This window comes from Asticcacaulis biprosthecium C19 (assembly GCF_000204015.1).
In the GTDB taxonomy this organism is placed as follows: domain Bacteria; phylum Pseudomonadota; class Alphaproteobacteria; order Caulobacterales; family Caulobacteraceae; genus Asticcacaulis; species Asticcacaulis biprosthecius.
Map to the genome: position 1 here is coordinate 123,531 of NZ_GL883080.1, position 11,099 is coordinate 134,629.

Here is an 11,099-nt window from a genome sequence, read left to right on the forward strand (position 1 = left end):
GCTTCCTTTACCCTGTTGCGTCGAACCAGTAGTTTCTTAGCTTTGGGGTTCGAGCCCGGCTCCCGGCACCACTTCCCGTACTCCGCATTTTTCCGTCCGGTCCCCATACAGTAACGCGTTGCTTTGCGTAGGAATTCGGTACTGCGTCGAAACCGTCCGTCTCCGGACAGTTCATTGTTAACGCAAAGATGTTAGCGGTCCCAGCGACTCGTTCCCGGGCACGATCCATAAAGTTGTGCCGCCGATCCGCTTTTCGCCTGTGAAGGGTTGTGAGGATGATTTTCATCCACACCTCAAAATTTTTTTTCACAGGGCGACGGATTGCGCCTTATAGCGCCTGTAGCGAATAACTCTCGGACAGATATGGATTTTTAATTCATCCTTTTCTAAGGCTTTGGCATTACCCAGAGGCAGGCCACGAAAAGTCTGTAACTGACACCTTGACGTTTAAGGCTTAGCTGGATCATTTAGCCGCAAACCGATTTGTTGGGGGTTGCAAACCGTTAACAAATCGGTCGCCTTTTGAACCGGAATGGTTCATACTGGCAGGGTTTGTGCTCTGGCCATGGCGTGATACGGACCGTCAGAATTCTGTACGTGCCCGCGCTCAGACACGAGAGGATCGCTTGTGGATTTTTGGGTTCGCCCTTAGTTCCTGGCGGTTCTTAGGTTTTCAACACGGGGTAACGCTTCCCCCCTTTAGTCCTTGGTCAGCCCCCCTCCGGGTACAGTCCATAATCAGGAATTGGCGAAAAATGCTCGAACACAAGAAATCTAATCCGCTCATTGCTCTGCTTGGCGCTGCTGCGCTGCTGATGAGCGCTCCCGCCCTGGCCGTTGCGGCCGCGGCTCCGGCCGCCGCTACTTCGGAGGCAGCCGCTCCGGCCGCCGCCACCCCGGCCGCCGAACCGGCCGCCGAAGAAACCAAGGCGGCCCACACGGACGTCAACTTCGTCTCCATGTTCAGCGGCGCGACCATCGTCGTGAAGATCGTCATGATCCTGCTGGTCGTGATGTCGCTGTTCTCCTGGATCCTGCTGATCATGAAGCTCCTGGACTTCTCGTCGCTGAACCGCGTCTCCAGCAACTTCCTGGAAGCCTACCGCGGCGCTCGCTCGATCGCCGACATCAATCGCATCGCCGTATCGGACGAATTTGCCGGTAACCCGCTGGCCGACATGGCCGCCGTCGGCACCGAAGAAGTCCAACTGTCCAAGCAGGCCGGTCTTCAGGTTTCGGGCGAACACCGCGACTCGACGCTGTCCCGCGCCGAAGCCTCGATCCACGCCGTTCAGGCCGGTCTGGCCAAGCGTCTGTCGGGCGGTCTGTCCTTCCTGGCCACCACGGGTTCGACCTCGCCGTTCATCGGTCTGTTCGGTACCGTTTACGGCATCATGAACTCCTTCATCGGTATCGCCAACTCGAACACGACCAACCTGGCCGTCGTCGCGCCGGGTATCGCTGAAGCCCTGATGGCTACCGGCATCGGCCTCATCGCCGCTATCCCGGCCGTTGTCATGTACAACATCTTCAACACGTCGATCTCCAACTACGGCATCCGCTCCGAACAGTTTGTGTCCGAACTGATGAACTCGCTGTCGCGACAGCTCGACAAGGGGGCGTAAGCACCATGGGAGCTAAGCTATCAGGTGGTGGCGGTGGCTCGAAACTGCATGTCGATCAGAACGCGGAAATCAACGTTACCCCGTTCGTGGACGTTATGCTGGTTCTCCTCATTATCTTCATGGTGGCGGCACCGCTCGCCACTGTGTCGGTAGAAGTGGTGTTGCCAAAAGCCGTTGCCAAGCCGCAGCCCTCCCCGCCGAAGCCGGTTTACATTTCGGTGACAAGGGATGGCAGCGTGTTCATCGGTGACTTTCCGACATCGCTCGACACACTGGGAGATGACATGAAGAAGGCCATCGGTGCACGCGATCCGGATCAGGAGCGGATCTATATCCGTTGCGATCAGAAAACCCGTTATGCCGAGTTCATGAAAGTCATGAACAAACTTCAGGACAACGGCTACTACTCCGTCGCGCTCGTCGGCGAAGATGATACACAGTAGAGGGTCTTGAATCATATGGCTGACGAAGCACCGATTAGAAAACGGGACCCTATTCTCGACGACGCCCCCAGGACCAACAAAGGGTCTTTGGCCATCGCCGTAGGGGTCGCCGCTGTGATCCACGCCGGGATTCTCTTTTACTTCCTCAAGGCGAAGTTTGAGATCAAGGAACATACGTTTGCGGACGAGAAGGTGAATGTCGACCTGGTGGCTCCGCCACCACCGCCACCGCCGCCTCCGCCTCCGCCGCCTCCGCCGCCGAACACACCGCCTCCGCCGGTGATTCAGCCGCGGGAAACGCCGCCGACCAACATGCCCGCGCCGCCGCCGATTCCGGTGGAAGCGGTCAAGAAGGAAGATCGGGCGCAGGATGTGAAAGCTCCGCCGGCGGCTATTGCCACCGTCGCGCCTCCACCAGCGCCTCCGGCGCCGACCTATGTGAATGCAAAGTGGGCCAAGTTCCCGAACCTCGACGAGTATTATCCTGAGCGTGCGTCTGAGGATGAAGTCGAAGGCCAGGCGACCATCGTGTGCGAAATTCTTAGCGCCGATGGTAAGGTTCGCTGCACCGTGGAAAGCGAGACCCCCAAGGGTTACGGTTTCGGCGCTGCGGCAAAGCGTGGTGTTGAAGCTCGCGGCCGGGTCGATACCGGTGGCGGCGCTGTCCAACCGGGTCAGAAACTGAGGCAAACCTTCAAGTTTACCTTCTGATTGCGACCAACAAGATGTCAAACCCGGAACCCTCGGTTCCGGGTTTTTCATGTGCGGAAACGAACACCCCGAAGGCACCTTCGGGGTGTTGCCATTTGCCAGCCCCTTATTCCGCCTGGGTTTGCGGTATTTGCTCTGCGGCCTCCAACGGCGTATCCTGATACAATAAAGCCAAAGTCACTCCATACTGAGAAAGGAATCCTTCTCAGTAAGCTGCGCGAGATTACATCTCACGTGGCGATTCCGAAACTTTGTCTTTTGGTCAATATTAGGAGATATAAGTATCATGGACGCCGTACACAGCTCACATTCGGCCATTTTTGATTATCGTGGGGACACTAAACTTAAGCCATCTTTCTGGCTTGGCCTATCGATTGCTGTCGTACTTCATGGGGCGCTGGCTGCCTATATGATCAATCAGAGATTTTCTGTCCATGTCCCCGAGTTTGCACCATCACCGCCGACAACAGTCACCATAGAGCGGCTGCCAGAGAAGGAAGTGCCGCCCAAGCCGGTCAAGACCACCCTGCCGCCGCAGACCACCTTGAACCCCAGGCCCGTCGACGCGCCGATCCCCGACGAGGTCGAGACGACGCCGATGACGCCGTCCGACACGCCGGCGGACACCGATGGCAAGACGCCCCCGATTCCTGCCTCCGAGCCGACCACCGGGCCGGCGACGGAACCAGCTCCGCCGGGACCGGTATATGTCAACGCCAAATGGACGCGGTTTCCCGACAGTGACGCGCTGATGAGCTATTATCCGTCAGCTGCCGAGGACGCTGAGGCCGTCGGGACGGCTACGGTCGAGTGCACCGTGGTCGACACACGCGGCCGCGTGACCTGCGCCATCGTGTCGGAAAGCCCTAAAGGGTATGGGTTTGGCAAGGCCACCGTCACGATGGTTCAGAAAGAGGGACGGGTGGACACCCGTCAGGGTGACGTCCGCGTCGGTTCGAAGCTGCGTACGACCGTCAGGTGGACTCTCGAGTAGAAGGCTAAGGACGGTCGCATTGGCCGGATTCAGGATGTTTTTTTTGCAAACACCGCGCTAAGGTGGCCTTCAAATTTCCTGTGAGAGGGACAAACCATGCGCAAACTGTTGAAGACCACCCTGGCCGTTGCCGTTCTGGCCGCTGGCGTCGGCGCCCTGAGCGGCTGCGAAACTAATGAAGCTCTGGGCCGGTCGCAGTTGATCCTGGTCGATGAGTCGGCCATGCAGCAGGCCGCGGCGGCCGCCTGGCAGGAGCAGCTCAAATCGGGCAAGGTCTCCAAGGACGCCAGCATGAACGCCCGCGTTCAAAAGGTCGGGGCGCGCATCGTCGCCGCTGCCGGCATGGGCGGGCAGCCTTGGCAATACGTCGTATTTGACAATGACCAGCCCAATGCGTTCGTGCTTCCGGGCAACAAGGTCGGCGTCAATACCGGCCTGTTCAAGGCTGTGAAGAACGACGATCAACTGGCGGCTGTACTGGGCCACGAAACCGGTCACGTCATCGCCCGCCACGCTGCCGAACGCGCGTCTCAAAACGCCGCCACCCAAGTGGGTCTGCAAGTCGCTACCGGCGTCACCAAGGGGCGCGTACAGCAGGTGGTCGCCAATTATGGCGGCCTGGGTGCCCAGTTGGGCATCCTCATGCCGTATTCGCGCAAACAGGAATCTGAAGCCGACTTTATCGGCGTCGACCTGATGGTGAAGGCGGGCTACAAGGCCTCCGAATCGGTTGCACTGTGGCAGAACATGTCGGCCTTGGGCGGCAACAAACCGCCGGAATTCATGTCGACCCACCCGTCGGACACGACCCGGATCAAGGGGCTGCAGGACTATATTACGACCAAGGGCTACAAGTAGGCGAGGCTTGGGCTGGGATGACATGAGGTTTTTTCGCTAAAGCCCTTGATCATCCCGGCGTCCCGCGTTAGATACGCCGTCCTTACGATGGATATGCCGCCTTAGCTCACTTGGTAGAGCGCCAGATTGTGGCTCTGGAGGTAGCCGGTTCGAAACCTGCAGGCGGTACCATCGCGAGTTTTGCCTTTCCGGCCCATTTGCCGCATGGTCTTTACCGGCGGAATCGCCACAGGGCCGAGATATGGCGCGAACCCCTTCATCCCTGATCATCGTCGGTGGCGGCATTGTTGGCCTGACCCTGGCCGTGGCGGCCAAGGCCCGCGGTTACGCTGTCACCCTCCTCAGCCGGGACACGGTTGAGGACACCGCTTCGGGCGTGGCGGCCGGCATGATCGCGCCGGCGCTCGAGGCCCTGAACGATCCGGAACCCGTCGCTAGCTACAAACGTCTTAAAGCCGCTCAAGAGGCTTGGTTTGGCCTGATGGAGGCCTGGCCGCAAGCCGTTTGTAACATCCTGCGGGCAGCGCAGCAGGCTTCCAGTGTTTATGTCTGGCCTCCCAGCGACAAGACCCCTGACGACGTCATGCCGCGCTTGCGGGCGATGGGGGTCGCTTATCAGGCACTGGCCGATGAGCCGCTGAAAGCGGTTGCTTCCGATTGCGATGGCGTACGGGTTGACGGCGAGATGCTGCTGGAGGCGCGGTCTTTGCTGACGGCCCTGGCAGACGAAGTAACGCCGCGACACGAAAAAGTCATCACCGTCTCGGCCACCTCAGTGATCCTTGAAACGGGAGAGGTTCTGCATGCCGACGCTGTGGTCGTGGCCGCCGGGTTCGCCAGCGCAGCCCTGGCCAGCGATGTACCTTCGCTCGGACACCTTGGTTCGATCAAGGGCCATATCCTGGAGGCGCCGGGGCAGGGCGGTTTGGGCGTGGTCCGTTCACCGGTCGGGTATTTCGCCGACTACGGCAACAGTGCCAAGTTCGGGGCGACGATGGAATTCGGCGTTGACGACCTCTTGGTCGATCCGGCGGTCGTGGCGAGCCTGAAGGGCAGGGCGCGCGAAATCATGCCGGCTTTGGATCTCGCCAGCGCAAGGGCGCTGACCGGCCTTCGCGCCGCCTCGCCCGATGGCTGGCCGATGATCGGACGTGACGGTGCATCAGGCGTGTATGTCGCCACCGCCATGCGCCGCAACGGCTATATTTTTGCGCCCCTGGCTGCACGAATGATACTCGACCTCCTCGACGGCGAGCCACCGCCGGAACTCGCCATGTACGACCCAAATCGTTTCTAAAGCCTCATGCCAAAAAGTGGCTCCACCTTTTTGGATTAACATGAGGCGTCTTGCTTAAACGCGATATTAACCACGTACGCGGCAATATTTGCCTGTCCTCACAGGTCGAGTCCCATGCGTTTGTTTACCCAGGCTCAAAATCCGGGACAGTTTCTGTCCCATGTCGCCGACAATGTCGGGCGCACCGTCCATCGCGGCGGTGACGCCGTCATGGGATCGTTGCAACGTGCTGCCAGCGCGACGGGGGTCAATTTCGACTATCTGCTTCGCACGGCCCAGCGGGAGAGTTCGCTCAACCCGAAAGCCAAGGCGCCCACCTCCTCCGCGGCCGGCCTGTTCCAGTTCATCGAACAGACCTGGCTGGGCACCATGAAATCTGCCGGCGCCAAGCACGGCTATGGCGCCTATGCCGACCAGATCACGCGCGGCAGAGACGGACGATACCATGTCACCAACTCGGCGGCGCGGCGGGACATCCTGAATTTGCGCTACAATGCGGATGCCGCAGCGGTCATGGGGGCAGAGCTGACGGCGGGCCATGCCGCCTATCTGAAAGGCCGGATCGGCCGTGACGTCACCCAGGGCGAACTGTATGCGGCGCACTTTCTCGGGCCCGAAGGCGCCGCCAACCTGATCACGGCGGCTCAGAACCGGCCAGGGGCGTCGGCTGCTGCCCTGTTTCCGGCGGCGGCGCGGGCCAATCCGACAATTTTCTATAGCCACGGCCGATCGAGGACGGTGACCGAGGTCATGGCCAACCTGACAAAGACCGGCGGCAACGCGCCGATGCCGATCGGGGACCCGGCGCCTCAGATGGACACTGAGCGGGTGACGATCGCGCGCTGGGACAAGGTTCAGTCGGACCAGGCGATCATCAACCTGGTCTTCGGCGGTCAGGACGGCCAGTCGGGTATGCTGTTCAACACGCAACTGATGTCGGCCTTCGGACCGGGGGATGAGGAAAAGCGCGACCGCCGCGATGGAGTCGACAGCTATGAGCAAGGCCTGGGCAAGGCCTTTGGTCTCGGCGATAATTCGATGGGTTGAGCGCTCCGGCCTCGTAATTAAGAAAGTAGGACCACGGACCACACGGAAGCGCCGCTACGCGGCGACACGGAAAACACTGAAATCTGAGTCGCCCCGCGCGAAGCGCCAACCTATGGATCGAAGTTGGGGGCGCTTCGCGCAGGCGCTTCAGCTACCGGAATTCCGTGGCGTCCGTGCCGGCCAAAGGCCGCGTCCGTGTGGTGCGTGGTTCCTCTTAGAAGGCTTCTGTTTGCATTTAGCGTCAGAACCAGCGCTTAAACCGCCGCCAGGGCGCGCGCCAGGCTTTCGCGGTTCTGCGGCAGCAGCAAGGGCCGGACCCCCATGGCTTGCAGATCGTCGACCTGGTCACCCGCCGGGACCAGCGCCAGGATGTTCAGGTTTGCCGCCGTCTGGGTGGCGCGCAGGCTGTCGAGGAAGGTCTCCAGTTTCATCCGGCTTTCCGGTTCGTCGAGGTTCTCGAAAGCACCCGTGCTGATCAGGCAGGCATCGACCGGTGCCTTGCGCGCCAGGGCCAACGCGCGTTCGCGCGAGGTCGATGTCAGGCACTTGTGCCCCATCCGCTCCAAGGAGTCGCGCAATTGCGCCGCTCGCAGGGAGTCATTCGACAACAGCAGAACGCGAAGGCTGTGGTCGCTGGTGGCTTCGACCTCGTCGAGAACCTCGTCCGGTCGCGCCGGTGGGGGAGCCGACTTGTCGAACGGCAGGTCCAGCCAGAACTTGGAACCGACATCCAGGGTGCTCAGGCCGCCAATGCGCCCGCCCATCAGTTCGGCCAGCGATCGCGACAGGCTCAGTCCCAGTCCGGCGCCGGAATGGCCCGATGAGGTGCGCTGGATGCGGCTGTGGGGCTGGAAGGCCTGGTCCAGTTCATCTTCGCTCAGACCGGGGCCGGAATCGACGACCTCCAGCCGCAGGAAATTCTCCACCGGCATCAATTTGATCTCGACCCGGCCCTGCTGGGTATAGAGCAGGGCGTTGCTGACCAGGTGCGTCAGGACCTGCTCGACCCTGTGGGCGTCGCCGATGGCCGCGCCGTGCTCAGGCAGGGCCTGGCCGTTATAGGTAAAGCTCAGTTCCTTGCCCTGGGCCAGGTGGGCGTGTTGCGCCAGCACCTTCTGGCATAGCAGATCGGCGTCGAGCGGTTCGGCGGCGACCTCGATCTGGCCGGCGGCAGCGCCGTCATTATCGACCGTGGTGATCAGGATCGATTGCAGGTGCGCGACCTGGGTCAGGGCGGCCTCGACGCATTGGCGTGGTACCGGGGCGCGGCTGAGATGCGTCAGTCCCTGGGCAAGATGCTGCTCAAGACCCTTCAGTGACGTCTGAACTTCGCGTTGCAGAGTTTCCATCAGCGCCATGCGGGCTTCCTTGACCTCGTAGGTCGCCGCGCGGGCGGCTTCGCGCTCGGCGGCGATTTCTTCCTGGCGGTTCTGAAGCAGGTAATGTTCACGCATATGACGGTTGAGGATGACGGCCATGGCCAGGGCGAGGACCAGGCCGCCGGTCATCAGTTGGCTCAGTTGGGGCCCCTCGTGTAACAGTTGCAAGGCCAGGATCGGGCCGGCAATGGCGACGGGGCCCAGGATCAGCAGGTGCAAGAGCACGGGCGCGGAAAAGAAGATGATGCCGACGGCGGCGCCGGCGCAGACCATCAGGAACATCTCAGCGCCGGGACCGGCCGTGGCGGCGGACAAAGAAATGACCATCAGGCTGACCGCCCAGATGGCGCCGCCCAGGCCCTGGCGCCACAGGCGCGCGCGGGCCAGGGTGCGGCGTTCGCCGGCATCCGCCGGTTCGATGGCCTGGCGCGTCTCGGCCTGGCCCTTCACCACCATGAAGGCCGTCCAGTTGATGACAAACAGGATCAGGTAGCAGGCCAGCAACCAGGTCGACAGGCCCAGTTGGGCACTCCACACGAAGACCGGCAGGCCGATGCCGAAAAAGCCCATGACGTACGGCGACAGGCGCGACTGGGCGCGAAGACCGAAGTCGGTGACGACGACGTCCTGGCCAGAGGAAAAGGGCACCGAGGCGGGGGTGGGGAGGAGGTTACGCATGCCGCGACCCTAGCAGGGACAGATTGCCATGCCGTTACTTCACGGCGAAGTGAGGGGCATTTGCGCAACCAAACCGCTTATTTTTAAGGTAAACCCGATCTTAAGAGCGCGAATAAAGGATTCGTTAGGTCTTAAGGACGACACTTGGAAACTTAAGGCGTATTGCGCCCGATTTGCCAAGGATCATGACCATGTCCGCCCTCAGTTTGTTGTCTCAGCGTACCGTTCTCTCCGACGCCGACATCAAGCGTCTGGTTAAGAGCGAAAATGCCGACGACCGCGCCGTTGCCACGCATAAGATCTGCCGCGTGATGGAACGCAGCGAGATGGCTGACGGCGACCGCGAAGCGGCCCAGGAAATTATCCGCATGCTGGCCCAGGATGCCGCCGAACTGGTACGCCGTGCCCTGGCCGTCACCCTGCGCACCTCGGACCTGCTGCCGCACGATGTCGCGATGAAGCTGGCCCAGGATGTGACCACGGTCGCCGTGCCGGTCCTGACCCATTCACCTTTGTTCACCGACCAGGACCTGCGCGAGATCATCCGTACCGGCGGTCCGACCCGCCAGATCGCTATCGCCAAGCGCGAGGCCCTGTCCGAAGCCGTCACCACGACTCTGGCCGAGACCGGTGTCGAAGAGGCAGTGGTGATTGCCTGCGCCAACGACAATGCCCGCTTCAGCGACGGTGGCCTGAACCGCGTCATGGACCGGTTCGGCACCTCCGAGGTTGTGCACAGCGTTCTGATCAATCGCAATCAGCTGCCGGTCTCGGTCAGCGAGCGCCTGGTTCATATCGTGTCGACGGCCCTGCGTGAGCAACTGATCACCCGTCACGCCATCAAGCCGGAAACTGCTGTCGAGTTGGTCCAGGCGACCCAGGAACGTGCCACGCTCGACCTGGCCGACCAGACGGGCGCCAGTATGGACCCGAAGGGGCTGGCCAAGCACCTGATGTCGACCAATCGATTGACGCCTTCTCTGATGCTGCGAGCCCTGGCACGTGGTCATATGGGCTTCTTCGAGCACGCCCTGTCCGAGTTGTCGGGGGTGCCGCACGAACGCACCTGGCTGATGGTGCATGATGCCGGTTCCTTGGGCCTGCGGGCCGTGTATGACCGCGCGGGACTGCCTGGGCGCATGTTCCAGACCTTCCGGATTGCCGTCGACACTTACCAGTCCCTGCTGGCCGAAGCCGGTCATCTCGACCCGTTGCGCTTCCAGGAACGGCTGATTGAGCGCTTCCTGACCCAGGTGCCGTTCGCCCCGCGTGAGGACCTGATTTATCTGTACGAGCGCCTGGACCGGGATTCAAAAGGGCGGCGCTGGAACAAGGTCCAGGAAGCGGCCGGGCCGGGTATGACGATTTCGCCGAAAGTTGCGGCGTAATCCAATTACGACCCGAGTTCGCGACATCAAAAAAGGCGGCCCAAAAGGCTGCCTTTTTCAGTCCCAAAATTTTATAAGCCTTACGCCTTAGCGGCGTTATCCAGATGGTCCTTGACCCGCGCTTCCAGAGCTTCGGCCAGGACGCGTCCCATCGGGTGGTTTTCTTCCTTGATCTGGTCACGAACGATGGCGCGGACGGCATCCATGTGCGCATCGACCAGCAGGCGCGGGGCCTGGGCGCGCTTGGTTTCGTCATCCATCAGCTTGCAGAGCGAACCGCAGATGCGGGTGATCAGCGGGTAGCCGTAGGTCGTACCCAGGCCTTTCAGGTCATGAGCGCGGTAGAACAGTTGCTCTACATTGATGGCGTTCAAACCTTCAACCTTGATGAGCGCCTGGACGTCTTCAAGCTTCTTGACCTCCTCCATCAGCCACGAGTCGAACTGCGTCGACAGGTCGGCCAGGGCCGCTTCGGCCTTGGCGATGGAGTCCGCATCAAGCGCGCCCAGACGCCCGCCCACCTTGGCGCGCAGGGTGTTGGGGACTTGGATGATCTGGGCTTTCTCCGACATGGTTACTCCTGGCAGGCCGACTTGACGCTATCTTTGTGTGCCCACGCTAACCCAAGGATGTTTAATAAGGGTTAGTGCAAGAGACTGTTTTGAAAATTGGCGTGGTC

The 11,099-nt window shown here is 61.1% G+C and carries 10 protein-coding genes and 1 tRNA gene; 9 read left to right on the forward strand and 2 right to left on the reverse strand.

What is annotated here, in order from left to right; genetic code table 11:
- The first annotated feature begins 755 nt into the window (after positions 1-755).
- The 8 genes from ABI_RS19135 (at position 756) to ABI_RS19170 (ending at position 6,975) form a co-directional block, all read left to right on the forward strand.
- A complete protein-coding gene (locus tag ABI_RS19135; protein ID WP_006274714.1) occupies positions 756-1,625 on the forward strand; it encodes a MotA/TolQ/ExbB proton channel family protein in 870 nt (289 codons plus the stop codon).
- 5 nt (positions 1,626-1,630) lie between these two features.
- The gene (locus tag ABI_RS19140) at positions 1,631-2,068 is read left to right on the forward strand and encodes a biopolymer transporter ExbD (protein ID WP_006274715.1); all 438 of its coding nucleotides are present in this window, start codon (positions 1,631-1,633) and stop codon (positions 2,066-2,068) included.
- A gap of 15 nt (positions 2,069-2,083) precedes the next feature.
- Entirely contained in the window at positions 2,084-2,779 is a 696-nt protein-coding gene (locus ABI_RS26515) for a hypothetical protein (RefSeq protein WP_040309747.1), read from the forward strand.
- Positions 2,780-3,188: 409 nt separating this feature from the next.
- Complete coding sequence (locus ABI_RS23920) at positions 3,189-3,773, forward strand: energy transducer TonB (protein WP_006274717.1); 585 nt, start codon at positions 3,189-3,191, stop codon at positions 3,771-3,773.
- A gap of 96 nt (positions 3,774-3,869) precedes the next feature.
- Positions 3,870-4,631 carry a M48 family metallopeptidase gene (locus tag ABI_RS19155; RefSeq protein ID WP_006274718.1) on the forward strand — a complete coding sequence of 254 codons (762 nt, stop codon included), beginning with the start codon at positions 3,870-3,872 and terminating at the stop codon, positions 4,629-4,631.
- Between the two features lie 95 nt (positions 4,632-4,726).
- A tRNA-His gene (locus ABI_RS19160) sits at positions 4,727-4,802 on the forward strand.
- A 70-nt stretch (positions 4,803-4,872) separates the two neighbouring features.
- Positions 4,873-5,928: an NAD(P)/FAD-dependent oxidoreductase gene (locus ABI_RS19165; RefSeq protein WP_006274719.1), complete on the forward strand. Its 1,056-nt coding sequence runs from the start codon at positions 4,873-4,875 to the stop codon at positions 5,926-5,928.
- A 114-nt stretch (positions 5,929-6,042) separates the two neighbouring features.
- The gene (locus ABI_RS19170; protein ID WP_006274720.1) at positions 6,043-6,975 is read left to right on the forward strand and encodes a transglycosylase SLT domain-containing protein; all 933 of its coding nucleotides are present in this window, start codon (positions 6,043-6,045) and stop codon (positions 6,973-6,975) included.
- A 254-nt stretch (positions 6,976-7,229) separates the two neighbouring features.
- On the opposite strand, the gene ABI_RS19175 is transcribed toward ABI_RS19170, so the two are convergent.
- Positions 7,230-9,032 carry a sensor histidine kinase gene (locus ABI_RS19175; RefSeq protein ID WP_083811571.1) on the reverse strand — a complete coding sequence of 601 codons (1,803 nt, stop codon included), beginning with the start codon at positions 9,030-9,032 and terminating at the stop codon, positions 7,230-7,232.
- A gap of 185 nt (positions 9,033-9,217) precedes the next feature.
- On the opposite strand from ABI_RS19175, the gene spbR reads away from it, so the two are divergent.
- The gene (gene spbR / locus ABI_RS19180) at positions 9,218-10,420 is read left to right on the forward strand and encodes a SpbR family protein (RefSeq protein ID WP_006274722.1); all 1,203 of its coding nucleotides are present in this window, start codon (positions 9,218-9,220) and stop codon (positions 10,418-10,420) included.
- Between the two features lie 80 nt (positions 10,421-10,500).
- Here the strand turns inward: spbR and ABI_RS19185 are convergent, their stop codons facing one another.
- On the reverse strand, positions 10,501-10,992 hold the full coding sequence (locus ABI_RS19185; protein ID WP_006274723.1) for an Hpt domain-containing protein: 492 nt from the start codon (positions 10,990-10,992) through the stop codon (positions 10,501-10,503).
- Positions 10,993-11,099: the final 107 nt, after the last annotated feature.